Source organism: Micromonospora sp. NPDC049089, assembly GCF_040648775.1.
Taxonomy (GTDB): Bacteria; Actinomycetota; Actinomycetes; order Mycobacteriales; family Micromonosporaceae; genus Micromonospora.
On sequence record NZ_JBEZEH010000106.1, the window covers coordinates 1 to 23,441 of the forward strand.

Genomic DNA, 23,441 nt, shown 5'->3' on the forward strand with positions numbered 1-23,441 from the left:
CGCCTAAATACGTGATGGGGGGTTTACCGGTCGGAGGGCACACCCCGACATCAACGTTCTACAGCGCACCTAGCCGGGTCGAACATCGGATCCTCGATCGCCTTCAGCAGCGGTCGGGATGCCACATGCTCCGGCCTGATGTGCCGCCCGAGCACCACGACCGCCACCGACGACGCGCCAGCGCTCTTTAACGCGTACGCCAGCGACTGTGCCCGGGAACCGGTCGTCCAGGTGTCGTCCAGGACCAGCGGCCGAACGCTGCCGCTCTCGACCGGAAGCTGGACGGTGAACCAGTCGCGCTGGAACGTCCGCGTTTCAGATCCGTGGCGGGGATTGGACAGCGCCGCGAGCCACGGCAGTCCAAGACGATCGCCGATCAGATTCTGCAGGGGGTGCGGATGAGCCCGGCCCTTGGTGCTCGGCACGATCACCACGTGGGTCGGCGCACCGCCCATCCGGTCAGCGACGCAGTCGAGGTGCCGCTGCAGGAACAGCAACAGCAGTGCGAGCAGATTCCACCTAGCCTGGGCCGACCCCGGCGTGGACTTGTACAAGCGCAAGTGGTGGTGGTGCTGACTGGTACGCGGCGAGTAAGCGATTGGAGCAACCACGTCGGCGAGCAGGCCACCAGACGCCGTCTGGTGTTCCTGACAGGGGTAGCAGTAGTCGAACCCGGGAGTGCGGACACCGCGACACGTCGGGCAGATCCACGGAAGGGTGGGCAGGGGATTTCGAAGGAAGTTCCGCTGCGTCTCGACGTACTCCCGGACCCTGGCCCACGGGTCAGAGGCTGGCGAAATCAGGAAAGCCCTCCAACTCGGCCGCAGCCGGTGAACGGTCGAGAATGGCGTCGACCGCGTCCACCAGATCCATGGTCCCGTGCGCGACGTGGACGCCGGGTCGGGCAGCGAAGGCGCGTGCCCAGTCGTGTCGCATCACCTGACTGGTGAGTACCACGGGACGACCGTGCTGAAGAGCGAGCCGCGCCTGGATCCGGGCTCCACTGCGTTCACCGGCTTCGATGACCACGGTGGCAGCGGCGTAGCCGCTCATCACCGCGTTTCGCATCGGGAAACTCTGCTTTGTCGGGGCGGCATCGGGCCAGAACTGGCTCAACACCAGTCCGACCTCTGCGATGTGCTCTTGAAGCGCGCGGTTGGCCGTGGGGTAGTGGTGACGAATTCCGGTGCCGATGACCGCGACGGTTCGGCCCCCCGCCGCGAGTGCCGCCTGGTGGGCCGCGGTGTCGATCCCCTTCGCCAGTCCGCTGACCACCGTCACGCCACGGCGGGCCAGCGATTCTGATACCGAGCTGGCGATCTCGACTCCTCGATCGCTCGCTTCACGGCTGCCGACCACCGCGATGGCCCGAGCGTCGGGGCGCGACTCACCACGGGCGAAGAGCACCGGCGGCATTTCGCGGATGTCACGCAGCTGGGAGGGGTAGTCGTCGTCGAAGAAGGCACGCACTGTGATGCCCTCGGCGCGCCAGCCCGCTAGGTCGCCGGCTGCGGCCTCGATCAGCGAGTCGACGGAGCGGGTGTCGGGAAAGAGCGTGTCGGTCTGCCCGACGACCCGGCGCAGGACTGCCAGCGCGGTGCCGACCTCTTGAATGTCGTGCACGACATCAGACCAGCCGAGGTCTGGCTGCCGCAGCAGCGCGATCAGCGCAGCCCGCTCCACCGTCACCCGGTCCATGCCCCTGATCGTAGAGGCAACTCCCGGCCGCCCGGCCCACCGGCCACGCGGAGCCGGCAGAGAAGCTTGGCGCACCTCAAATCGCCCCACGTGATCGAACATATGTTCCCTCAGCGCTCAGGTCAACCGAAGATCGCGCAGGTCGGGGGCAGCGGCGAGGAGGCTTACGCCGTCGTCGTCGTGCCGGTGGACGGTGCAGCCGGCGCGGGTGAAGCGCACGGTGATCACCTGCCCGGCGTGCCGGGCCGCCAGGCGCACCAGGTCCTGCACGGGATCGGCGACATGACGCGGCCCGGAGCAGGGCACCGGAATGGGCGCCCTCGGGTCGGTTGGGGCGGCCCCGGCGACGGCGTCGGTCAGGCACTCGACGCACCAGGAGAGCGCGGCGGCCAGGCTCGGCTGGTAGGGGAAGTCGTCGGGGCGGACGGGTGCGTCAGGCGGCTTCATCTCGACCGACCAGCGCATTCCGTCGGCCAGCAGTGGGTCTGCGGCGTTGTGCCGCAGGTCGCACACGCCCACCACCAGGGCCAGGTCAAGGCCGAGGGCGAGCCGCAGCAACTCGGCCAGCGGTGGCGCGTCGGGAGGCGTCGCTACCACGATCAGACGGCCGGCCCCCGTGCCCCGGCCTGCGCTGCGGACGTGCTCCCCGACCGGGTCAGCCCCGGCCCAGGGCAGGGTTACACAACCGTCGCGGAGGTCTTTGCTGATCTGCTGCCCGCCGTCGGCATCGGCCAGGTCGTCGGGCCGCGCGCCGAGCACGGCCGCCCAGGAGCCGAGCCGGTATCGGTCCGGAAGCTGAACGACCGGCTTGCCACCCGGTTGGGTGGCGACCAGCGGAGCCACTTCGGGCGTACCGGCCTGCCAGGCCAGGTGCATAACCCGGTGCCGCAGGTCGGTGACGGTGACCAGCACGGTCTGATGCAGCCGCTGGTTGTCGCCGCAGGTGAAGCAGTGCAACGCGGATGGGCGCAGGCCGGCGCCGCAGCAGTGCGGGCAGTCGGGGTCGGCCGCGCGACCGCCGAGCCGGCAGTCGCAGGCGCGTAGCCGGCTGTGGGGTCGGCAGTCCGGGCAGGGCCGCCAATGGACGGGTTCACCCAGCCAGGGCGGGTCGGGTGGTTCGTAGCCGCGGCTCACCGGCACCCGCACACGGCGGACGACCTGGCCGGTGGGCTGCTCCGCGAGGGTCTCCACCGGCTCGCCAGTGCGCAGAGTCGTGTGCCACCAGCGGCCGTTGCGCCACAGGGCCTGCGCGCCGGGCAACTCGTCGCCGTGGGCCGCGTCGACGCAGTCAGCGAGGACGCGCCGTTCGAGTTGGTCGACGTCCACGGCCGGGGCGGCGGGTGGGCGCGGCGAGTCGGGGCGCAGCAGCCGGGCGGGAGCGGCCAGGCCACGCTCGGCAAGGCCGCTAAGCGCGTCGGCCACGTCGGTGCAGGCCAACACCTCCAGCAGGTCCCCGCACCAGCCGGGCGGAGCGAGCGGCACCGGTGAGCCGGGCACCTCGTATCGAATGGCCCAGCAAAAGCTCACGCCCTGCCGGCGGACCTCGACAACCAGGTCGAGCAGCAGCAGGTCGGCCAGCGCGCACAGCCGGGCCAGCCGTGCGGCCGGGTCGACGGTCGCCGGGGCGGTGGATCGGCCCAGCATCAGCCGCCAGGGGGCGTGATCGGCTCGCAGGATGGCGTGGGCCTCCAGCTCGTGCCGAACCGCTGCGGGCAGCTCGGGCCGCCACTGCCGGTCCAGCCACAGCGAAGGCCCGTCGGCCTCGTCCAGCACCGCGCCGACGGTCGCGGCGAGTTCGCGTACCCGGGAAGCAAGGTCGACCACCCAGTGGCCCGCCGGGTCGGGGTGGGGGTCGAGGCCGCCGGGCACGACCTGGTGGGACGCGACAGCGCCGGTGTCCAGGTTCACGACGGTGACCACAAGCTGCGCCCGCCGCCGGCCGCGCCGCCCGCAGCGATAGCAGGGGTACGCGACGGTGCCCGCGCCGCGACACTGCTCGCAGCTCCGGTACGCCTCCCGGCGCGGCCCGAGCACGTCGGCGTCGGCGTCGGCGTCGGCGAGGAACCGGTCGCCGTAGGTGGTGCACCGGCACGGTTCCAGCGTGAAGGTCATCCCGTCGCAGTCCGGGCAGACGACGACGGGCACGGTGGTCACCGACACCACCTGGCCGCGCAGTCACCGTCGTGTTCCACCCGCCGCACGCACCGCCGGCCGCCGTCGAGCGGAAGGTCGCAGAACACCCGATGGCGTACGCCCTGAGCGTCCTCGGCGGACACGGTGGTCTCACCAGCGTCCACTTCGGTGAGGAAGCTCAGCGAGCGGGCCAGGGTGCCGGCGAAGTGCTGGGCTGCCGGCAGGTCGGCAGCGGTGAACGGCAGGTGCGCCACCCACCGGGCGCTCATCGGCGGGCCGCCAGGTCCTCGCCGGCCCGCTGGGACTGCCAGCACCTCAGCGCATCCTTGATCCGCTCGGTCTCCCGGCGGCTGCTGCCCAGCGCCGCGTACACCTCGGCGAGATCGTGGGCGACCCGGTCGAGGAACTCGGCGACCTCCACGGCGTCCACGCCACGCCGGCCGCGCCTGGTGAAGGTGCGGTCACGGACCTGCCAGGGCTTCAGGGGTACGTAGTTGGCCGCCCGATAGGGCACCGGCCGGGGTGGCTCGGCCCGGAGATGACGGAGAAACGCGCGCACGAAAGTGCCTCCTCGGCAGGTGACCCTGGACGCGACGTCGCCCGAGCAGCATCGCTAAGGCGTCGCCCACCCCATCGCCGTAGCCTGTTCAGCCGTACAGCAGCGGAGTGCTGCCCAAAGCAGACCGGGTGTCATAGGACTGCGATAGACAACAGGGGTTAACCCGCTGCTGTTAACCGCTGCCACTTGGAATAGGGACACGGTTACGGCAAGCTGAACCCACCAGCATCGATCGGCAGAGGGCTATGGCAAATCACTTGCGTCGCGCTCGCCTTGCCAGGGGTTGGTCCCAGGCAAGGTTGGTCCATGAGATCGAGCAGTATGCCCGCCGACGCATGGTAATGATCGCTTCCACGAACAGCCTTGGGGTATACGTCTCCGAATGGGAAAACGGCCGACGGAAGATCTCAAGCAGTTACGCGGCCATCCTGCGGAGCCTCCTCGGCACGACCGATGACGAACTATTTTCCGATAGCGTGCCCGTTGACGACGACGGGAACGGTTACGCACGACTGGTCGAACGACTCGACGCCTCGCACTCGGTCGGTCAATCAATGGTGCACACCCTTCGGCATCAGACGGAACTTCTCCGCACCATTGACCGTCAGCTCGGGGCGGCGCAGTTTGTCGACCAGATGCAGAGCCATCTGTCCCGTCTTCAGGAGAGCCTGTCATTTGCCGTGCTGCCATCTGCCAGGCAACCGCTCGCACGCGCTCTGGCAGAAGCCGCATCGCTCGCGGCATGGCAGGCCCTCGATGTCGGAGCGGCGGATCGCGCCTGGCGGCACTACGAACTGGCGAAGAGCGCCGCACGGGAGGCTGACGACCCGCTTCACCTCGCTCACGCCATGGACGAGCAGGCATACGTCTTGGCCGATGCCGGTCGACCGGAGCTGGGGGCGCAGCTCGTGCAGGAAGCACAGGCCTGCGGAGGAAGTCGGTTGTCGCCTCGACTGTCGTCCTGGTTGGCCGCCGCCGAAGCAGAGCTGTGGGCGCTCAGCCGACGCCCGGACAACTGCCGCCACTCCCTTGACCGAGCGAGCCGACATCTCTCAGGCGTCACAGGAGTTCGCGACCCCAATCTGCCAGGGATTTTCCTCGACGAAACTCACCTCCGCCGATGGCGGGGACATTCGCTGGCGCTGCTGGGCGACCCTCGGTCTATCGACGAGTTGTCGGCGGCTTTGGTCGCGATGGACGACACCTTCGTGCGAGCCGCGGCGGGAATGCGCTGCGATCTCGCGCAGGCGCATTTGGTCCGGGGAGAAAGTGAGGAGGCCCGCTCTCATCTACGAGAAGCCGGCTCGCTGGTGAACCTGACCGGATCTGTGCGATATCGACGCCGGATAGATCGGATCAAGGGCTTGACGGATTGGGCGCCAGGCCAGCAATGACGTGCAGGATGGCGACCAAGGTTCCCGACCCCGCCAACTCGCCGCGCGCCATCAGGTCCTGCATCTCACTCAGCGGCACCCACTCGACGCGACCGGCCTCCTCCGCGTCTGTTGGCGGGCCGACATAAGTGGCACCACGCCCAACGAAGATTTCATGTGGCGAGTCGACCATGCCGATCATCGGCTGGTAGGTGACCACACGGGTCAGAGACGAGGGCCGCCAGCCGGTTTCCTCCTCCACTTCCCGGCTTGCCGCCGCTACCGCCCCCTCGCCCGGTTCGACGATGCCGCCGGGCAGTTCCCAGCTTGTTTTACCGGGAATGAATCGGTAGCGCCGCAACATCAGAACTCGATCGTGCTCGTCGAGCACGGCGACGACGGCGACACGATCCAGCCGAACGACATGGTGGGCGAAGGGTTCGAGTCCTGGCGGCTCCACGTCGACCAGATCAAGTCGCAGCCAACGGTCCTCATACACCGTCCGCTCGCCCAGAATCCGCCATGGCCCCGGCTCGCCCGTCGTGTTCTCGTGCACCCCGTGAAGCTACCGTCGCCCACTACACCGGACATCTCATCTGTAGCGGCAGCACCTGATCTTGACTCGTGAATGCAGGGCTGCGTGCCGACTTCCTGTCGGATAGTGTCCGTCCGACCACGCAAACGGAACCGTTAGCGCGATCGGAAGACGGAGGCGGCATGGCCAGCATCGAGGAAGTCAAGGCGGCGCTGATGCAGGCCGCCGAGCAGGGCAACGCCACCATCAACCAGATTCGTGCCGCCGCCGACAACACCGAACAGATGCTTGCCCGGCTACGCGCCATCTCCGCAGGCACCGGGCACCCGACCATCGCCGAAGCCATCGCCCGCGGCGAACAGAGCAAGCAGCGCCTGGCCGAAGCCATGGCCCTGGTGCAGGGCAGCTCGGAGGCGGCCCGCCGCTACATCAGCGTCCTCGGCTGAGCATCGGCCACAGCGATGAGCGTTGGCGAGGTCAAGGCGTCTCTTCGCGCCGCCATCGAAGCCGCCCGCCAGGGGCGGCGGGTTTTCGACCAGGCAGCCTCTGACGCGGAGGCGGCCACCCGAATGGCGGACGCCGTGCTGCGGGGCAGTCGGAACGACGACGTGAAAGCGGTACATCAGGCGCTTGCCGCTGCCAGCGCGGAGGCCGAACCGACCCGCCGTCGCTTCGACAACACGGCCATACACGCAGCGGCCTACCTCAACCGGCTCGGATGAGCGCCAGCATCGCCGCACTGGTCGCGCAGCTTCTCGCCGTACGCGAAAAGCTTGATGCCACCGCCATCACGGCGCTACGGGCCCGGACGGATGCGGAGCAGGCCGTGACGCACCTGACCGCGATAACGCGGGGTAGCAGTGACCGGCGGGTGAGCGCCGCTGTCGCGGACGCCGAGGTGGCCCGCGACAAGGCTGGCCGCTACGCCCGCCTCCTGGCCGACGCTGCCCGACACATCACCGTGTATGTCAACACCATCGCCCCCGGCGCCGCGTCCTCCGGCCCAGTTGATAGGGCATCGCCGTCCGGCGAGCGCCTGGTAGAGGAAGCAGAAGGCCGCAGTCGGAAAGCCGAGGCATTCCTACGCCGGCACGTCAGGAAGGCGGACGATTCCGAGGACACCCTCAAGCAGACTGAACAGTCGATCACCACCGGTCTTCGCGAGCTGCAAAAGAGCTTTAAGGGCTCGGGATCGACAGGAAGTACGGCATCTGCATCCGCCAGCCCCGGAACGCCGGTTGACCGCCCTCAGTTGGAGCATCCGGCCACATCAGTCATCATGGCTGCTGGCGCAGTCGTGGTGGGCCTCCGAGGTGTCTGGAGAATGGCCAAGAAGCGCCGCGAGAGGAAGCAATCTGATGAGCAGCCCTGAGATGGTCGACTACATCCGGACGATGGTCAGAGGCGACCACGAGGCCAACGACCGAGTCGAGGCCCGCCTTGACCAGCTCGGCTGGGACGGCTTCCCAACCCTCCTCGGTGCCGTCTTCTACTTTGCGGTCAACCGACGCTTCGACGAACGGACGCCTCCCGGAGAGATCATGCGGTTCGTGGCCGACATACGAGCGGCAGCTCCGGCCGGCGCGCCAGAAATCGACGCCAATGCCGCCGAGACGCTGATCCGGGCGGCCGTGGATCCCGATGTCGAGACAGCCATCGATCCGCAGATGGCCGGCCGCGTCCAGGGGCTGGTGATCCTAGCCATCTTGGGCAATGACGCCATTGCCGACGACGACCTAGACGCACTGCTCGCCGATGCCGTAGCGCTGGCCAACCGAGTGTGAGCCGACACTGGACAACTGCGACCGAGAGAACGGCAAGATTAAGAGGGCTGACCCGTCTACGCTCCAGCTCCGGCTGCTGGCGCGAACCCCAACGCCTTGATCCCCGATCGCGCCAGCAAACCAACCCGCAGTCAGTTACCGGACAGAAGCGCAGACACAGACCAAACTGCTGACGCCTAGGTCTCCGACCGGCAAGCGGAATCGGCCACGCGGATCCCCCGACATCCAATTGGGCAACTCTTTCCGTTCGTACGCGCCGACGGTCACGCCGCTTTCCGCGCCGGATCGCGAGTAACTTCTCGTACCACCGCCTTTACGAGGAGTCACTTGCATGTCTGAGGAGACCTGGCTCGCTGCCCGACTGATCCCTACGTCGGGCATCAACGGCGCGGAGGAACAAGAGCGTCGAGCGACCTCCGCCCTGCTGGCGGTGATGAGCGCGGTCCGGGAGTTCGGGCGTGCGCTGACCCAATCCCTCGGCGCACCGGCCGGATCGGTGCAGACCTTCATCGAAGTCCCGTTCAAGCTCGGAAACCAGCAGCTCTTTCCGGACGGTCTTATCCGTGTCACGCGAGGACAGCGGCAGTGGACGGCGCTGGTGGAGGTAAAGACCGGCAGTAACGCGCTGAAGACCGAGCAGTTGGAGGCATACCTGGATATCGCCCGGGAGCAGGGCTTCGACGCCCTTATCACGATCTCCAATGAAATCGCCCCCGTTCCGGGTCAGCATCCGACCGCGATCGATCGCCGGAAGTTGCGCAAGGTCGCCCTGTACCACCTGCCCTGGACGGAGATCCTGACCCAAGCGGTGATCCAGAAGGAATACCGCGGCGTCGCTGATCCGGACCAGGCGTGGATCCTGGGCGAGCTGATCAGGTATCTCGAGCATCCCCGTTCAGGCGCGCTGGAATTCAGCGACATGGGGCCGGCCTGGGTGCAGGTGCGCGACGGAGTGTCAGCCGGAACGCTGCGGGCCAGTGACAGCGGAGCGGCGGACGTGGTCGGGCGCTTCGACGCCCTGATCCGTTACGCCTGCCTGCGTCTCGGACGACAGTTGGGCACTGATGTCACCCCTGCGCTGAGCCGCCGCGATCTTAGCGATCCGGCCGCGCGCACTCAGGCGCTGGTCAACCAACTCTGCACTACCGGAACCCTGACCGGCAGCATCAGGATTCCAGGCGCGGTCGGCCCTCTCCAGGTCATGGCCGACCTGCGGGCCGGGCAGATCGTCTGCCATGTCGATGTCGACGCCCCTCGTACCGGCAGACCGACCACGAGGGTGAACTGGTTGATTCGCCAACTGAGGGACGCGCCGGAGACGGTCCGCATCGAGGCGTTCGTCATGCATGCCCGAGGCGGTGGTGCGACTGATCTCCTGCGCCAGGTCCGCACCGAGCCCACGACGCTGATCGTCGACCCCACCCGCGAGCTTCGGGCGTTCCGGGTCGCCCAGAGCACGGCGGCGGGAACGAAGCGTGGCAGCGGACGGGGCGCCTTCATCGATTCTGTATTACAAGCGATCGACGACTTCTACGAGCAGATCATCCAGAACTTGAAGCCGTGGATGCCCGCCCCGCCGCGCCTGCGTACGCCCGAAGACGTCGCGCCCGTGCAGCCGGTCGCGGCCAGCCTCGTCTCCACCGCCATTTCGTCCCAGGACAGCCCAGAGTTCGATACGCCGACGGCGAGGGACAGCAACTCTGCAGTTGGCAGCCAGTCGGTGGAATGATCCGAACCCGGTGAGCCCCGTACCTCAGACCTTTCACCCGACATGACCGGTCGAGCGTCGATCAACGTTGCGGCTGGGGCGGGGATTCACCAGGTCAGGACGGCGCCCACGGTCCGCTGACGAACTGGCCGTTGCCGACGAACGGCTTGACGTTGGGCACGCACCCGCCCAGGCCCATCGTCTGGGTCATCATGACCGGGGCCGGTTTGCCGCGACCGCCACACTTCATGTGGGCGAAGCCGAGGAAGTGGCCGAACTCGTGATTGATCACGCCGGCGTGGTACTCGTCGATGCTGACCGGGTATCCCGGTGACCCCTGGAGCCACCGCCGCAGGTTGATCATGATGGTCTTGCCGTACTTGCAGGAGTAGACCCCCTCGGTGTCGACGCCGCTCGCGCCGCAGAGCCTGTCCACTGTCCTCGGTGTCGCGAGCCGCACGTCGACGTCGACAGTCGAGCTGCCCACCCGCTGGAAGGACCACGACGCCCGGTTCAGGTTCACCGCCGCGTTGGTGACCGGGTGCTGCGCCGACGTGGCCCATCCGTTCGGTGCGGCCAACACCTGCTCGATGCTCGCGGCGAACCGGGCCGGCTTCCAGGCGGGGATCTCACCCCAGGCGATGCCCTTCTCCACCGAGACGCTGTAGCGCACCCGCTTCTTGCCCTTGCCGATCACGCGACCGTTGCCGGTGGCGGTGGTGAAGGTGCCGGCGGCCCTGGTGGGGACCTGCGCGTCGGTCGGGATGTCCGGGGTCGGGCTGGAGGTCGGCGTGTCGTCGAGGCTCGGCGCTGAGCTCTGCGTACTCGGGCCGGAACGTGGGACTTCGGCCTGCCCGGACGCCGGTGCCGACAGGCCACAGGCGGCGGTCGCCAGCACCGCTGCCAACGAGATCGGCACGAGCAGCCGTCCGTTGATCCGCACGTCGGAACCTCCAGGAGCAGTCACGGGTGAGTGAGGAACACCGGAAGGCTACGTGACTGCCTGTAAGGAAAATGTCAGGATGATCGGTGCCGACGCACGCGCAAAAGCGCATAGATCCGGCATGAAACACAGATGCGAGTCACCCTAGGTGAGCGACGCGGTCGCTGTGAGCGAGGTCAGGCGGCCGCTACGACGTGGTCGATCACCAGGTGGGCGGCACCGGTGATGCCGACGTCCTGGCCGGCGGCGACCCGTTCGATGAGCAGGGTCTGAGTGGCCAGCGGGAGGCACCGCTCGTAGAGGGTGGCCCGCATACTGGCCAGCAGCGGCTCACAGTCGGCGAGCCGACCACCGATGGCCACCACCTGCGGGTTGAAGAAGTTGACCACCACGGCCAGGATCTCGCCGACGGCGCGGCCGGCCTGCCGGGCGAGAGCGGTGGCCTGTCGGTCACCGTCGTCGATCAGCCGGATCACACCGGTCAGGTCGGAGACCGGCACGCCCTGCTCCCGGAGCGCGGTGACCAGCGCGGCACCACTGGCCACGGCTTCCAGGCAGCCGGCGTTTCCACAGGTGCACGGTGGCGCGGGATCGGCCACCACCCGGCAGTGGCTGATGTCCCCGGCCGACCCTTGCGCGCCCCGGTGCAACCGTCCACTGGAGATCACACCGGAGCCGATTCCGGTGCCAGCCTTGATGTAGACGGCGTGGTCCAACTCGGAATGCGCGGTGCGGTGCGCGCCGAGTGCCATCAGGTTGGCGTCGTTGTCCACGACGACCGGCACGTCGACGCGACCGGCGCAGAACGCGGCGACGTCGAAGCCGTTCCAGCCGGGCATCCGCGACGGGCTGACGATCCGCCCGGTGGAGTGCTGCACCGGGCCGGGGATCCCGATGCCGACGCCGCGGAGCGCACCTGGCGCCGAGCCGCCGCCGGCCGCCGGATCGCCGCCGACCAGCGTGGCGACCTCGGCGAGTAGCGCGCCGAGCACCGCCTCCGGGCCGTCCTCGATGCGGACCGGCAGGGTGCGGGCCTGGACCACCCGCCCGGAGAGATCCAGTGCGCCGACGCGGGCGTGATGCGCGCCGAGGTCGATGGCGCCGACCACCGCGCCGCCGGTGGGCACGGCGAGTTGACGGGGCCGCCGTCCACCCCGGGACCGCCCGGCACCAGCCTCCTCCAGCAGCCCCTGGCTGATCAACGCCTCGACCCGCTGGGAAACCGTCGACGGGGAGAGCCCGGAGAGGCGGGACAGGTCGGCCCGACTGACGGCCGCACCGGTGGCCACCCAGCGCAGTAGCTCCCGGGGGCCGCCCCGGAGGGCATCGCGTGGCGCGTCGTCAATCGTCACGTCAGCTTCTTAGCACCCGCAGTTTGTTCAAGCAACCGGTTGACTTAGTTTGCTAGCTACCTTTAGATGACGCTGTTGGTTCGATATGAAGCTGACTTAGTTTTGTAGTCGAAGGAAGTGAGGCCGTCTGGTGGCACCGGAGACGACGGGTGCGAACCGACCGATGGTGTCGGTACGCGGCCTGAACAAGTGGTTCGGTCCGCTGCACGTGCTCAAGGACATCGACCTCACGGTGGCCGCCGGCGAGGTGGTCGTCGTGGTGGGGCCCTCCGGCTCCGGCAAGTCGACACTGTGCCGCTGCCTCAACCGGTTGGAGACCATCGGGCAGGGCAGCGTCGAGATCGACGGTGAGCCGCTGCCCGCCGAGGGTCGCGCGCTGGCCCGGCTGCGCGCCGACGTCGGCATGGTCTTCCAGTCGTTCAACCTCTTCGGCCACAAGACGGTGCTGGACAACATCACCCTCGGCCCCACCCGGGTCCGCCGGATCCCTCGACCCGAGGCGCGGCAGCAGGCGTTGGCCCTGCTGGAGCGCGTCGGCATCGCCGACAAGGCAGACCACCACCCGGCCCAACTCTCCGGCGGGCAGCAGCAGCGGGCCGCGATCGCCCGAGCCTTGGCGATGCAACCGAAGGTGCTGCTCTTCGACGAGCCGACCTCGGCCCTCGACCCGGAAATGGTCAACGAGGTGCTCGACGTGATGGTCTCCCTCGCCGCCGAAGGGATGACCATGATCGTGGTGACCCACGAGATGGGCTTCGCCCGTCGCGCCGCCGACCGGGTGGTCTTCATGGACGACGGCCGGATCGTCGAATCCGGCGAACCCGACGACTTCTTCGCAGCTCCGCGCACCGAGCGGGCCCGCGACTTCCTATCCAAGATCCTCCAGCACTAGCCCCCAACGGGAGGGTGTCATGTCAATCCTCAAGATGAGCTTCACCGGGCGGCGGTCGCTCGCCCTCACCGCCACCGCGGTGGCGGTGGCCCTCGCCGCCGCCGGCTGCGGCGGCGACAGTGGCGGCAGCGCTCCGACGCTGCCCGGCAACCCCGGTCTGGGCGGCGACGGCGTGGTCGCTCAGTCGGTGTACGACGCGGCTCCGGTCGCCACCGACGCGGACATCCCGGCCGGTTCGACGATGGAGGCGATCCGCAAGCGCGGCTACCTGAACATCGGCGGATCCCTGGACGCGCCGCTGCTCGCCCAGCAGAACCCGGTCAGCGGCACCATCGAGGGCTTCGACGCCGACATGGCGAAGTTGCTGGCGAAGTACATCATCGGCAAGCCCGAGGTGAAGACGACGACCATCGGCACCCAGACCCGGGAGGCCATGCTCCAGGCCAAGTCGGTGGACGCGGTCTTCCAGACGTACACGATCACCCCGCAGCGGGCCACCCAGGTCGCCTTCGCCGGGCCGTACCTCACCTCCGGCCTCGCGGTCGGGGTCCGCAAGGACGACACCTCGATCAAGAGCGTCAAGGACCTCGCCGGCAAGACCGTGATCGTCGGGGCGAACACCCCCGCCGTCACCGCGCTGCCCACCGCCGCCCCCGGCTCGAAGCAGATCGCCTTCGGCACCGACCCGCAGGCGTTGCAGGCGCTGCTGCAGAAGCGCGGCGACGCGTACGTGCAGGACTTCACGCTGCTCGCCTCGGGCGCCAAGGCGAACCCGGGGATGAAGGTGGTGGGCGAGCCGTTCACCACCGAGGCCTACGGCATCGGCCTCAACAAGGAGGACGCGCAGTTCAAGGAGTTCGTCAACAACTGGCTGAAGAAGATCCAGGCCGACGGCACGTGGGCGAAGGTCTGGGAAGGCACCCTCGGCTCGGTGGTGGAGGGTGGGGCACCCACCCCGCCCGCCCTCGGTTCCGCCGACGGCTCCTGAGCAGCCTCTCGTACCGATGGAAGCCCTCACCGCCCACCTGAGCGAGCTTGGCCACGGCCTGGTCACGACGGTCGAACTGACCGTCGTGACCACCGTCGGCGCGATGCTGCTGGGCATCGTCGTGGCCACTCTGCGGATCGCCCCCGTCCCGCTGCTGCGCGCCATCGGCACCGCGTACGTGGAGGTGTTCCAGAACCTGCCGCTGCTGGCGCTACTGGTGCTCTTCGTGTTTGCGCTGCCGACGATCGGCATCACGTTCCCGCTGTTCACGTCCGCCGCGATCGTCATCGCGGTGTACGAGGGGGCGTATCTGGCCGAGGCGATCCGAGCCGGGATCAACACGGTCGGTGTGGGCCAGGCTGAGGCGGCCCGAGCCATCGGGCTCACCTTCGGCCAGTCCCTGCGGCACGTGATCCTGCCGCAGGGACTCCGGGCGGTGATCCAGCCGATCGGCAACATCTGCATCGCGCTGCTGATGAACACCTCGCTGGCCGCCGCCGTCGGCGTGGTCGAGCTGACCCAGGCGGCCAACACCGTGAACCTGGTCGAGGCTCAACCGATCGCTGTCTTCACCGGCGCGGGTCTCGCCTACATGCTGCTGGCGCTGATCATCGGTCAGGTCACCGGCCTGCTCGAACGAAGGCTGGCGATCGTCCGATGAACAAGACGCAACAGATCCTCTTCGACGAACCCGGCCCGCGCGCCCAACGGCGGATCCGGATCGCCACAGTGCTGGGCGCCGTCGTCCTGGCCGGTGCCCTGGTCGCGGCGGTCTACCAGTTCGCCAGCCACGGCGAGTTGGCCGCCGCCCGGTGGGAGCCGTTCACCACCTGGCCCATCTGGCGGTACCTGCTCAACGGCCTGTGGGCCACGGTGCGCGCCGCCGCCGCGACCGCCGTGCTGAGCGCCGCGCTCGGGCTGTTGCTGGCGCTCGGCCGGCTGTCGACACATCGACCGCTGCGCTGGCTGGCCGGCGCGTACGTGGAGATCTTCCGGACCGTCCCCACCCTGCTGCTGATCTACGTGACGCTGTTCGCGCTGCCGCAGTACGGGCTGAACTTCCCGCTGTTCTGGAAGCTCGTGGTGCCGCTGGTGGTCTCCAACTCGGCGGCGTTCGCGGAGATCTTCCGGTCCGGCATCCTGGCGCTGGACCGGGGGCAGACCGAGGCCGGCCTCGCGGTCGGGCTGCGCCGCGGGCAGGTGATGGCACTGGTGGTCCTGCCGCAGGCGCTGCTCCAACTCGCCCCGTCCCTGGTCAGCCAGCTGGTCGGGCTGCTCAAGGACACCTCGCTCGGCTTCGTGGTCAGCTACACCGAGCTGCTCTACAGCGGGCAGGTGCTCTCCTCGTACACCCACCTGCTGATCCAGACATTCCTGGTGGTGGCGCTGATCTACCTGGTGGTCAACGCCTCGCTGTCGAAGTTCGCCCGCGTACTCCAGGCCCGTAACGGCCGCTTCGGCGGACGGCGCGGCCGGCGGGCCGCCGAACTGCCCCCGCCACTCCTCGAAGGGAACACCCCCCGGTGAGCATCTTCCGCTACGCCGAACTGGCCCGGGTCGTGCGCAACGGCTTCGTGGAGAGCCGGCACTACGGCAGCGTCGTGGTGCTCGCCCCGGACGGGGCGGTCGCCCTCGCCGCCGGCGTACCCGACGAGCCGGTGCTGCCCCGCTCCACCCTCAAGCCGGTGCAGGCACTGGCCTGCCGGATCGCTGCTGGCGACGAGCTGACCGGCCCGGCACTGGCCGTCGCCGCCGGCAGTCACACCGGCGACGACCGGCACGTCGATGTGGTTCGGGCGATGCTGGCCGGGGCCGGCCTGACCGAGGACGCGCTCGGCTGCCCGGTGGACTGGCCGGAGGACGAACCGACCCGGGACCGGCTGATCCGCGCCGGCGGACAGCGCGACCGGATCCGGATGAACTGCTCCGGCAAGCACGCCGCGATGCTCGTCGCCTGCGTCGCCAGGTCCTGGAGCACCCACGACTACCTCGACCCCGACCACCCGCTCCAGCGGGAAACCGCCGCCGCCGTCGCCCGGCTGGCCGGCACGCCGGTCGCGCACCACGCTGTCGACGGCTGCGGTGCACCGCTGTTCGGCCTGTCGCTGACCGGCCTGGCCCGCACCTTCCAGGCGTTGGTCACCGCGCCCGCCGGCAGCGACGAGGCGCTGGTCGCGCAGGCCATGCGCCAACACCCGGAGTACGTCGGCGGCTGGAACGGGCACCCGAACACCGACCTGATGCGGGCGCTGCCCGGCGTCCTCGCCAAGGGTGGGGCCGAAGGCGTGCTCGCGGTGGCCGCACCGGATGGTCACGCGGTGGCGGTGAAGGCGATCGACGGTTCGCCCCGAGCCACCACCGCAATCGCCCTCGCCGCCCTCGACGCCGTGGGCGTACCGGTGGGTGGAGCCGACGCGCTGCGCCAGGTGCCGGTGCTCGGCGGCGGCGTACCCGTCGGTGCCGTCACGGCCGTCATCGACCGGGCCACAGCATCGTCTCGGACCGAAGCGGCATCGCCTCGCACGGAAAAGGAAGAATCATGAACACATTCGAGATCTGCATCGACAGCGTCGAGGGAGCGGTCGCCGCCGAGGAGGCCGGCGCCGACCGGGTGGAGTTGTGCTCCGCGCTCTTCGACGGCGGGCTGACCCCCAGCCTGGGCACCATCGAGACGACAATGCGCGCGGTCAGCCGGATCCGGGTACACGTGATCGTCCGTCCCCGGGCCGGCGACTTCATCTACTCGCCGTTCGAGATCGAGGCCATGGAGCGGGACGTCCGGGCCGCCGTGGCGGCCGGCGCGCACGGCATCGTGATCGGCGCGTTGACCGCCGAGGGTGACGTCGACGTGCCGACCACCCGCCGACTGATCGCCGCGGCGGGCGACGCCAGCATCACCTTCCACCGGGCGTTCGACATGACCCGTGACCCGCACGCCGCGCTGGAGCAGCTGATCGAGCTGGGCGTGCACCGGGTGCTCACCTCGGGTCAGGAGGTCAGCGTGCTGGAGGGTGCTCCGCTCATCGCCGACCTGGTGCGCCGGGCCGCCGGCCGGATCGTCGTCATGCCGGGCGGTGGCATCACGCCGCGCAACATCGCCCGGATCGTCGAGGCGACCGGCGCCGACGAGTACCACTTCGCGGCCCTGGTCAGCTCGGACAGCCCGGCCGTGCACCGCAACCCGGCGCCGCTGATGGGTGGCAGCCTGAACCGGCCCGAGTACGAGCGTTCGGGCACCTCGGGCACCCTGGTCGGCCAGGTGCTCGCCGCCGCCAGCGCCTGACCGACAACACGTCCTGACCAGCGGCGGGCCTGGAGGAAGACCTTCAGGCCCGCCGGTCACGGGTGCCAACCGACGGGCCAGCGCCGGCGATGTCACCCCGGTGTGACGGCGACCGGCCTCAGTAGCCCAACAGGGCGATGAGCAGCGAGGACACCTCGGCGACCAGGAGCACACCACCGGTGCCGAGCCCGACCACCGCGCTCACCGCCACGGCGCGCGCCCGGGCCACCGGCACCGCCGCGACGGCCACCACGGTGACGAGTGCGGCGACCAAGTAGATCAACGGGTAGTCGATCAGCGCCGCAACCGGGAAGAGGTGCACGCCCACAACGAGGGCGACCCAGGGGGCGGCCAGCTCATTGCGCCGCAGCAGAGCGAGCACCCCCGCACCGACCGCGGCGACGCCGAACTCGATGCCGACGACGATGCCGAAGGTGGGGCTGGTGTCGGCGTCGAACGCCGTACCGCCCGACCAGTGACGCCAGGCGAGCAAGGCCCCGGCGGCAGCCGTGAGCAGGGAAAGAACCGAACCGGCGATGAGCACCGGCCGCCACGGCTTCGGGGGCGCCTCCTGCGCCCAACCGAACCAGCTGGTGGCGAAGAAGCCGAAAACGAACGCCGTCGCCGCCGCGTCCCGGACATGGTCGGTGATCATTGGCTCCCCGATTACTTCCTGGGCTCGACGTCTGTCTTCGCCTCGTCTGTGAGCCGCACTGGCGAGCGGCAATCATGATCGCGGTAGATACTGCCGTAGCGGGGCGGCTGCTCTGCCCGCACCCGCCACGGTGAGCCCGGCCAGCAGGTCCCGGCGCGGCGAGCGGTGCACCGCCACCCGGTCGGCCCGGCCGGGCAGCAGCCCGAGGAGCCGCTCTCGGGCCACCAGGATGGCGAGGCTCATCGATGTCCGCTCGTGGCGCGCAGGTCGCGGACCGGCTTCGGGCCATCCTGGAGCAGTTCGAGGACCCCTTCGAGTGGTGAGGGGGCACAGGCCACCCCCGCCCCCTTTGCTCTGCACCCCGATAAGCACCAGTCGCAGACCGTAGCCGTCGCATCCGCGGGTGCAGAGCAAAGGACAATCGACGAGCCCTTACCTCCCGGCCACCTCAGGCACCCGGCACCAGAGACACCCAGCGGCCACGCAACCCGACATCAGGAAGCAGCGGCCTCCGCAGCCGTGGAAGCCCACTACTTCATCGTTCGAGCCTTATCATGGGGCCGTGAGCTGACTCGACGCGATGTCGTTGACGCAGCGCAGTACCGGGCGTGCGGTCAGTGCGGCGGGATCCAGCGACCGATCCACGTGCACGGTGAACGTCGTCGACTCGCCGGGCAGCAGCGTGACCAGGGCCGTGTCCACAGTGGCCGACGCGTCCAGCCGGTCCGGGAAGAGCGTCAGGTCGCGCAGCACCGTGCGGGCCGTGACCCGGACCCGCTGCCCACCGTCGACCGGCTCGACCGTCGCGTCCCAGGCCGCCGCCGGCCAGTCCACCTCCCTGTCCTCGGCGAAGAACCACAGCGCGCGCTCCGCGGTGCCACCGGACTCCGCGACCAGCAACTCGCGCCGGACATCCTCCGGCCGCGCCAGGTCCGCCGGCAACGGCAGCACCACCGAGGAGCACGCCGGGACGTCGAGGTCGACCGAGGTCTTCGCCCTCGGCTCCCCGGTGAGCGTGAACCGGGTGACCGCGGCCGATACGGCCCACGCCTCGGCGGTCTCGTTGACCGCCACCAGGGCCAGGCCGCCGTCGCGGGGTTGCACGGTGAGCAGCCGGTCGGCGTACGCGTGGCGCAGCGCGTACCACAGGGGTTTGCGGCGGCCGTCGCCGTCGACGGCCGACCAGGAGGTCACCGGCCAGCAGTCGTTGAGCTGCCAGACGATGGTGCCGGCGCAGATGTCCCGGTGGGAGCGGAAGTGCTCCACCCCGAGCTGGATCGCCCGGGCCTGGTTGAGCTGCGTCAGGTAGTGCCAGTCGTCGAAGTCCGCCGGGGTGGGCAGGTGCGCGTCGAGGCCCCGCTGGAGCTTGGCGTCACCGCCGGCCGCCTTCTGGTGGTGCGCCATGCCCGGTGAGTCGTGGGCCAGGGGTTCGTCGCTCAACGCGCGGCGCAGCGTCGCGTACGCCGGTGGGGCCTGATAGCCGAACTCGGCGACGAAGCGCGGGACGTACTCCCGGTATCTGGTGTAGTCGTCGGTGTTCCACACGTCCCAGATGTGGGTGGTGCCGTGCGCCGGGTCGTTGGGGTGGATGGCCTCGGTGCCCGACCAGGGGCTGCCTGGCCAGTACGGGCGGGTCGGGTCCAGCTCGCCGACGATCCGGGGCAGCACGTCGAGGTAGTAGCCGCGCCCCCAGGTGCGCCCGGCGAGGGCCTGCTGCCAGTCCCAGTCGTGCCAGCCCCAGATGTTCTCGTTGTTGCCGGTCCAGAGCACCAGCGACGGGTACGGCGCGAGGCGGGTCACCTGCTCGGCGGCCTCGGCGGCGACCTCGGTGCCGAACGGCTCCTCCTCCGGGTACGCGGCGCAGGCGAAGAGGAAGTCCTGCTGGACGAGCAGGCCGCGCTCGTCGGCGAGGTCGTAGAAGTCCGCCGACTCGTACCGGCCGCCGCCCCAGACCCGCAACAGGTTGACGTTGGCCGCGACCGCCTGGTCGAAGCGCTCGGCCAACCGGGCCCGGGTGATCCGGGTGGGGAACGCGTCGTCCGGGATCCAGTTGACCCCACGGACGAAGACCGGGACGTCGTTGACCGACAACGCGAACGGGGTGCCGTGCGCGTCGGGGGTGGTGTCGAGCCGTACCGAGCGGAAGCCGATCCGGTGCGACCAGCTGTCCACTGTGTCGCCGTCCGGTGCGTGCAGTGTCACAGCGATCGGGTGGCGGGCCTGCTCGCCGTACCCCCGGGGCCACCACAGCGCGGGCTCGCGGACGGTGAGGGTGAGCACGGCCGTGCGCTGCCCGGCCGGGACGACCACCTCGGCGCGGACGCCGGCCACGGCGGCGCGGACGGTCAGCGGGACGTCCGCGACACGCTCGACCTCGACGTGCACCTCCACCCGGCCGTCGCGACCGTCCATGGTGATCAGCGGACGGACGGTGGCCAGTCGAGCGGTCGACCAGGCGTGCAGGCTGATCTCCTGCCAGATGCCGGCGGTGACCAGTGTCGGCCCCCAGTCCCAGCCGAAGTTGCAGGCCATCTTGCGGATGAAGTGGAAGGGCTCCGGGTAGGCGTTCGGCCGGTCGCCGAGCCGTTCCTGCTGTGCCTCGGCGTAGCGGTACGCGGAGTCGAACGTGACGACCAGGTCGTTGTTGCCGTCGCGCAGCAGCGGTCGCACGTCGAACCGGTAGCCGCGGTGCATGTTCGCGGTCCGGCCGACCTCCACCCCGTTGACGGTGAGCGTGGCGACGGTGTCCAGGCCGGCGCAGACCAGGTCGACGCGCTCCTCGTCGCCCGCCCGGTGGACGAATGTGGTCTGGTAGACCCAGTCGGTGCGCCCGATCCAGGCCAGCGCCACCTCGTTGTCGTCGAGGTACGGGTCGGGGATCAGCCCGGCGTCGAGCAGATCGGTGTGCACGCAGCCCGGCACTGTCGCCGGCACCGACCGACCGGCGACCTCCTCGGGCACCTGCGCTCCGGGGGCCGCCCGCACCGTCCAACCGTCGTAGAGTGCCTGTCGACTCACGATGTCACCGCACCTTCCCGCATCGAAAGATGCCAACTGAACCGGATAAGCTGAGCCACGCTACGGTCCGGAATCGGGGCTGTCAACGGCCAGAGAGCGAAGGAGCACGCCGGTGAAGCGGCCGACCATCGCCGACGTCGCCCAACGCGCCGGGGTGTCCAAGGGCGCCGTGTCGTACGCGCTCAACGGGCAGCCCGGCGTCTCCGAGGCCACCCGGCAGCGAATCCTCGCCATCGCCACGGAGATCGGCTTCAGCCGCAGCAGCGCCGCCCGCGCCCTCTCGGCCGCCACCGCCGGTGCTGTCGGCCTGGCCCTGTGCCGCCCGGCGCGGACCCTCGGCGTCGAGCCGTTCTTCATGGCGCTGATCAGTGGCGTCGAGGCCGAACTCTCCGCCCGCTCGTACGCGCTGACCCTCCAGGTGGTGGCCGACCCGGACGCCGAGATCGCGGTCTACCGGCGTTGGTGGGGCGAACGACGGGTGGACGGGGTGCTCGTCTGCGACCTGCGCACCGACGACCGTCGCATCCCCGCACTCGAACAGCTGCAACTGCCGGCGGTGGTGATCGGCGGTCCCGGCGGCACCGGTGAGCTGGCGAGTCTCTGGTCCGACGACGCCGCCGCGCTGAGCGAGACGGTGGAGTACCTGGCCGCGCTCGGGCATCGCCGGATCGCCCGGGTCGCCGGTCTGCCCGAGCTGCGGCACACCGAGATCCGCACCGACGCCTTCGCGGCGGTCTGCCAGCGGCTCGGTCTGGTCGACGCGGTCACCGTCTGGTCCGACTACACCGGCGAGGAGGGCGGCCGGGCCACCCGCCGGTTGCTCAGTTCGGCCGGCCGGCCCACAGCTGTCGTCTACGACAACGACGTGATGGCCATCGCCGGCCTCTCCGTCGCTCAGGAGATGGGCCTTACCGTGCCCGGCGACCTGTCCATCGTGGCCTGGGACGACTCGCCGCTGTGTCGGCTGGTGCACCCGCCGCTGACCGCGCTGGGCCGGGACATCCCGGCGTACGGCGCGCACGCCGCCCGGCAACTGCTCGCCGTCGTCGCCGGGCAACCGGCCGGACGGGTGCAGGACGAGACACCTCACCTCACGCCGCGTGGCAGCACCGCACCGCCGCGAGGGAGATGAACCGGTTCAGCGGGACGCTGAGGGGAATTCCTCGAAGTACGCCTCGACCCGCTCGGCAGTCGCCGGCCGGGACAGCGCGAACCCCTGCCCGTACCGGCAACCGCCCCGGCGCGCGCCCTCGACCTCCGTCGACGACTCCAACTCCTCGGCGACGATCTCGACGCCCAACCGCTCGCCCACGTTGACCACCACGTCGATCAACGGCGGTTGCCCGTCCGGCCGTGCGCCCACCAACTCCGGGCCCACCTTGAGCAGGTCGATCGGCAGGCGGCGAAGCTGGGCCAGCGAGGCGTGCTCGGCCCGGAAGTCGTCCAACGCGGTGCGTACGCCCAGCGAGCGCAGCCCGGCCAGCCGAGCCACCACCGTCGACAGGTCACCGGCGACCCTCGGCTCGCTCACCTCCACCACCAGTCGCTCCGGCGGCACCCCGTACGCGGCCAGCACGGCCGCGAGCCGCTGGACGAAGTCGGGAGTGGTCAGCTCCCGGGTGGTGACGTTGACGGCCATCCACAGCTCCCGGACGCCCACCGACCAGTTGGACAACTGCCGGCAGGCCCGGTCCAGCACCCACCACTCCAACTCGCCGACCAGGTCCAGGTCCTCGGCGACCGGCAGCAACTCGGCCGGGAGCACAGTGCCGAGCACCGGGCTGCGCCACCGCAGCAGCGCCTCAGCGCCCACCGGCTGCCCGTCGGCCAGGTCGACCACCGGCTGGTAGACGAGGTCCAGCTCCCCGCGCGCCACCGCACCGGGCAGCTCGCGTTCCAGGTCGAGCCGGCGCACCAACTGTTCCTCCAGGAACGCGTCGTACCACTCCACCCGGTCCCGGCCCAGTTGCACGGCCCGTCGCCGGGCCAGCTCGGCCTGCCGGAGCACGTCCGCCGGCCCGGCGCCGCTCACCTCGGCCAACCCGATGCTCGTCTGCACGCGCAGCATCGCACCGGCCAGCCGGTAGGGCGGGTCGAGCGCGCTCAACAGTCGGGTGCCCAGCGCGTACGCCAGCACCGGGCCGGCGGCCGTGACCACAGCGAAGCCGGTTGCCGTGCAGCCGGTGACCAGGTCGTCGGGGGCGATGACCGCACGGGCCCGGTGCACCGCCTCGGCCAGCACGTCCTCCCGGGCCGTCGGGCCGAACCCCTCGGTGCCGTGCAGGTCCACTAGCAGCAGTGCACCGGCCGGCGCCGGAACGTCACCGATCGCGGCCAGGGCGTCCAGCAGGGCGACCCGGTCACCGGGGGTGCCGCCCGCCGACGCGGCTGGCCGGTTGAGCCCCGACCACGCGGAACTGTGGTCAGGCGACCAGGTGGAGCCGACGCCCGTGGCGGTGGCTGCGCCCTCCGGGACGCCGAGGGCCTGCTCGGGCGGCGACTCCGGCGTGTCCGGCCAGC

25 protein-coding genes are annotated in these 23,441 nt (G+C 69.9%); 13 read left to right on the forward strand and 12 right to left on the reverse strand.

Annotated elements, in window-relative coordinates; translation table 11 throughout:
- Nucleotides 1–50 precede the first annotated feature (50 nt).
- The 5 genes from AB0B48_RS19065 to AB0B48_RS19085 all read right to left on the reverse strand — a co-directional run bounded on the left by AB0B48_RS19065 (nt 51) and on the right by AB0B48_RS19085 (nt 4,390).
- The gene (locus tag AB0B48_RS19065; RefSeq protein WP_357203111.1) at nt 51–560 is read right to left on the reverse strand and encodes a phosphoribosyltransferase; all 510 of its coding nucleotides are present in this window, start codon (nt 558–560) and stop codon (nt 51–53) included.
- Between the two features lie 223 nt (nt 561–783).
- Nucleotides 784–1,698: a DNA-processing protein DprA gene (locus AB0B48_RS19070; RefSeq protein ID WP_357203114.1), complete on the reverse strand. Its 915-nt coding sequence runs from the start codon at nt 1,696–1,698 to the stop codon at nt 784–786.
- Between the two features lie 117 nt (nt 1,699–1,815).
- Entirely contained in the window at nt 1,816–3,852 is a 2,037-nt protein-coding gene (locus AB0B48_RS19075) for a hypothetical protein (protein WP_357203117.1), read from the reverse strand.
- Nucleotides 3,849–4,100 (reverse strand): hypothetical protein, encoded by a 252-nt coding sequence (locus tag AB0B48_RS19080; RefSeq protein WP_357203120.1) that lies wholly within the window; start codon nt 4,098–4,100, stop codon nt 3,849–3,851. Before AB0B48_RS19080 ends, AB0B48_RS19075 begins: the two co-directional genes overlap by 4 nt.
- Complete coding sequence (locus AB0B48_RS19085) at nt 4,097–4,390, reverse strand: DivIVA domain-containing protein (protein ID WP_357203123.1); 294 nt, start codon at nt 4,388–4,390, stop codon at nt 4,097–4,099. Before AB0B48_RS19085 ends, AB0B48_RS19080 begins: the two co-directional genes overlap by 4 nt.
- A 299-nt stretch (nt 4,391–4,689) precedes the next feature.
- Here AB0B48_RS19085 and AB0B48_RS19090 point away from each other — a divergent pair, with 299 nt between their 5' ends.
- Nucleotides 4,690–5,784, forward strand: a complete 1,095-nt coding sequence (locus AB0B48_RS19090; protein ID WP_357203126.1) for an XRE family transcriptional regulator — start codon at nt 4,690–4,692, stop codon at nt 5,782–5,784.
- On the opposite strand, the gene AB0B48_RS19095 is transcribed toward AB0B48_RS19090, so the two are convergent.
- Entirely contained in the window at nt 5,747–6,319 is a 573-nt protein-coding gene (locus AB0B48_RS19095) for an NUDIX hydrolase (protein WP_357203129.1), read from the reverse strand. The genes AB0B48_RS19090 and AB0B48_RS19095 overlap by 38 nt on opposite strands.
- 161 nt (nt 6,320–6,480) lie before the next feature.
- On the opposite strand from AB0B48_RS19095, the gene AB0B48_RS19100 reads away from it, so the two are divergent.
- The 5 genes from AB0B48_RS19100 (at nt 6,481) to AB0B48_RS19120 (ending at nt 9,811) form a co-directional block, all read left to right on the forward strand.
- Nucleotides 6,481–6,744 (forward strand): hypothetical protein, encoded by a 264-nt coding sequence (locus tag AB0B48_RS19100; protein ID WP_141908162.1) that lies wholly within the window; start codon nt 6,481–6,483, stop codon nt 6,742–6,744.
- A gap of 15 nt (nt 6,745–6,759) precedes the next feature.
- The gene (locus AB0B48_RS19105) at nt 6,760–7,020 is read left to right on the forward strand and encodes a hypothetical protein (RefSeq protein ID WP_357203132.1); all 261 of its coding nucleotides are present in this window, start codon (nt 6,760–6,762) and stop codon (nt 7,018–7,020) included.
- Nucleotides 7,017–7,670 (forward strand): hypothetical protein, encoded by a 654-nt coding sequence (locus AB0B48_RS19110; protein WP_357203134.1) that lies wholly within the window; start codon nt 7,017–7,019, stop codon nt 7,668–7,670. The genes AB0B48_RS19105 and AB0B48_RS19110 overlap by 4 nt, the downstream gene beginning before the upstream one ends.
- The gene (locus tag AB0B48_RS19115; RefSeq protein ID WP_357203137.1) at nt 7,657–8,082 is read left to right on the forward strand and encodes a hypothetical protein; all 426 of its coding nucleotides are present in this window, start codon (nt 7,657–7,659) and stop codon (nt 8,080–8,082) included. Before AB0B48_RS19110 ends, AB0B48_RS19115 begins: the two co-directional genes overlap by 14 nt.
- A 331-nt stretch (nt 8,083–8,413) precedes the next feature.
- Nucleotides 8,414–9,811: a stress response protein gene (locus AB0B48_RS19120; protein WP_357203140.1), complete on the forward strand. Its 1,398-nt coding sequence runs from the start codon at nt 8,414–8,416 to the stop codon at nt 9,809–9,811.
- A gap of 94 nt (nt 9,812–9,905) precedes the next feature.
- Here AB0B48_RS19120 and AB0B48_RS19125 read toward each other — a convergent pair whose 3' ends face one another.
- Together AB0B48_RS19125 and AB0B48_RS19130 are read right to left on the reverse strand one after the other, a co-directional pair.
- The gene (locus AB0B48_RS19125) at nt 9,906–10,733 is read right to left on the reverse strand and encodes a DUF3152 domain-containing protein (RefSeq protein WP_357203143.1); all 828 of its coding nucleotides are present in this window, start codon (nt 10,731–10,733) and stop codon (nt 9,906–9,908) included.
- A 176-nt stretch (nt 10,734–10,909) separates the two neighbouring features.
- A complete protein-coding gene (locus AB0B48_RS19130; RefSeq protein WP_357203146.1) occupies nt 10,910–12,085 on the reverse strand; it encodes an ROK family transcriptional regulator in 1,176 nt (391 codons plus the stop codon).
- Nucleotides 12,086–12,248: 163 nt separating this feature from the next.
- Between AB0B48_RS19130 and AB0B48_RS19135 the strand changes: the two genes are divergently transcribed.
- Genes AB0B48_RS19135 through AB0B48_RS19160 form a run of 6 tightly spaced genes read left to right on the forward strand, consistent with a single transcriptional unit; the run spans nt 12,249 to nt 17,248 of the window.
- A complete protein-coding gene (locus AB0B48_RS19135) occupies nt 12,249–12,977 on the forward strand; it encodes an amino acid ABC transporter ATP-binding protein (RefSeq protein ID WP_357203175.1) in 729 nt (242 codons plus the stop codon).
- 19 nt (nt 12,978–12,996) lie between these two features.
- Nucleotides 12,997–13,965 carry a glutamate ABC transporter substrate-binding protein gene (locus AB0B48_RS19140; protein ID WP_357203148.1) on the forward strand — a complete coding sequence of 323 codons (969 nt, stop codon included), beginning with the start codon at nt 12,997–12,999 and terminating at the stop codon, nt 13,963–13,965.
- Between the two features lie 16 nt (nt 13,966–13,981).
- Nucleotides 13,982–14,626, forward strand: a complete 645-nt coding sequence (locus tag AB0B48_RS19145; protein WP_112582064.1) for an amino acid ABC transporter permease — start codon at nt 13,982–13,984, stop codon at nt 14,624–14,626.
- On the forward strand, nt 14,623–15,492 hold the full coding sequence (locus AB0B48_RS19150) for an amino acid ABC transporter permease (protein ID WP_357203151.1): 870 nt from the start codon (nt 14,623–14,625) through the stop codon (nt 15,490–15,492). The genes AB0B48_RS19145 and AB0B48_RS19150 overlap by 4 nt, the downstream gene beginning before the upstream one ends.
- The gene (locus tag AB0B48_RS19155; RefSeq protein ID WP_357203154.1) at nt 15,489–16,508 is read left to right on the forward strand and encodes an asparaginase; all 1,020 of its coding nucleotides are present in this window, start codon (nt 15,489–15,491) and stop codon (nt 16,506–16,508) included. Before AB0B48_RS19150 ends, AB0B48_RS19155 begins: the two co-directional genes overlap by 4 nt.
- Nucleotides 16,505–17,248, forward strand: coding sequence for a copper homeostasis protein CutC (locus AB0B48_RS19160; RefSeq protein ID WP_357203157.1), 744 nt, complete (start codon nt 16,505–16,507; stop codon nt 17,246–17,248). The genes AB0B48_RS19155 and AB0B48_RS19160 overlap by 4 nt, the downstream gene beginning before the upstream one ends.
- A 118-nt stretch (nt 17,249–17,366) precedes the next feature.
- On the opposite strand, the gene AB0B48_RS19165 is transcribed toward AB0B48_RS19160, so the two are convergent.
- From AB0B48_RS19165 to AB0B48_RS19175, 3 genes are all read right to left on the reverse strand, one after another.
- Nucleotides 17,367–17,903 carry a hypothetical protein gene (locus AB0B48_RS19165; protein ID WP_357203160.1) on the reverse strand — a complete coding sequence of 179 codons (537 nt, stop codon included), beginning with the start codon at nt 17,901–17,903 and terminating at the stop codon, nt 17,367–17,369.
- Nucleotides 17,904–17,975: 72 nt separating this feature from the next.
- A complete protein-coding gene (locus AB0B48_RS19170) occupies nt 17,976–18,146 on the reverse strand; it encodes a hypothetical protein (protein WP_357203163.1) in 171 nt (56 codons plus the stop codon).
- A gap of 309 nt (nt 18,147–18,455) precedes the next feature.
- Nucleotides 18,456–20,921 (reverse strand): glycoside hydrolase family 2 protein, encoded by a 2,466-nt coding sequence (locus tag AB0B48_RS19175; protein WP_357203166.1) that lies wholly within the window; start codon nt 20,919–20,921, stop codon nt 18,456–18,458.
- Between the two features lie 112 nt (nt 20,922–21,033).
- On the opposite strand from AB0B48_RS19175, the gene AB0B48_RS19180 reads away from it, so the two are divergent.
- On the forward strand, nt 21,034–22,053 hold the full coding sequence (locus tag AB0B48_RS19180; protein WP_357203169.1) for a LacI family DNA-binding transcriptional regulator: 1,020 nt from the start codon (nt 21,034–21,036) through the stop codon (nt 22,051–22,053).
- Nucleotides 22,054–22,059: 6 nt separating this feature from the next.
- Here the strand turns inward: AB0B48_RS19180 and AB0B48_RS19185 are convergent.
- A partial coding sequence (locus tag AB0B48_RS19185; protein ID WP_357203172.1) for a GGDEF domain-containing phosphodiesterase occupies nt 22,060–23,441 on the reverse strand: 1,382 nt, incomplete at its 5' end.

What these genes read in the sequence shown, in the direction of transcription:
- AB0B48_RS19135 (WP_357203175.1), top strand. Translation starts at nt 12,249, where the DNA reads ATGGTGTCGGTACGCGGCCTGAACAAGTGGTTCGGTCCGCTGCACGTG.
- AB0B48_RS19150 (WP_357203151.1), top strand. Translation starts at nt 14,623, where the DNA reads ATGAACAAGACGCAACAGATCCTCTTCGACGAACCCGGCCCGCGCGCC.
- AB0B48_RS19145 (WP_112582064.1), top strand. Translation starts at nt 13,982, where the DNA reads ATGGAAGCCCTCACCGCCCACCTGAGCGAGCTTGGCCACGGCCTGGTC.
- AB0B48_RS19140 (WP_357203148.1), top strand. Translation starts at nt 12,997, where the DNA reads ATGTCAATCCTCAAGATGAGCTTCACCGGGCGGCGGTCGCTCGCCCTC.
- AB0B48_RS19115 (WP_357203137.1), top strand. Translation starts at nt 7,657, where the DNA reads ATGAGCAGCCCTGAGATGGTCGACTACATCCGGACGATGGTCAGAGGC.
- AB0B48_RS19105 (WP_357203132.1), top strand. Translation starts at nt 6,760, where the DNA reads ATGAGCGTTGGCGAGGTCAAGGCGTCTCTTCGCGCCGCCATCGAAGCC.
- AB0B48_RS19080 (WP_357203120.1), bottom strand. Translation starts at nt 4,100, where the DNA reads ATGAGCGCCCGGTGGGTGGCGCACCTGCCGTTCACCGCTGCCGACCTG.
- AB0B48_RS19100 (WP_141908162.1), top strand. Translation starts at nt 6,481, where the DNA reads ATGGCCAGCATCGAGGAAGTCAAGGCGGCGCTGATGCAGGCCGCCGAG.
- AB0B48_RS19070 (WP_357203114.1), bottom strand. Translation starts at nt 1,698, where the DNA reads ATGGACCGGGTGACGGTGGAGCGGGCTGCGCTGATCGCGCTGCTGCGG.
- AB0B48_RS19165 (WP_357203160.1), bottom strand. Translation starts at nt 17,903, where the DNA reads ATGATCACCGACCATGTCCGGGACGCGGCGGCGACGGCGTTCGTTTTC.
- AB0B48_RS19110 (WP_357203134.1), top strand. Translation starts at nt 7,017, where the DNA reads ATGAGCGCCAGCATCGCCGCACTGGTCGCGCAGCTTCTCGCCGTACGC.
- AB0B48_RS19170 (WP_357203163.1), bottom strand. Translation starts at nt 18,146, where the DNA reads ATGAGCCTCGCCATCCTGGTGGCCCGAGAGCGGCTCCTCGGGCTGCTG.
- AB0B48_RS19160 (WP_357203157.1), top strand. Translation starts at nt 16,505, where the DNA reads ATGAACACATTCGAGATCTGCATCGACAGCGTCGAGGGAGCGGTCGCC.
- AB0B48_RS19120 (WP_357203140.1), top strand. Translation starts at nt 8,414, where the DNA reads ATGTCTGAGGAGACCTGGCTCGCTGCCCGACTGATCCCTACGTCGGGC.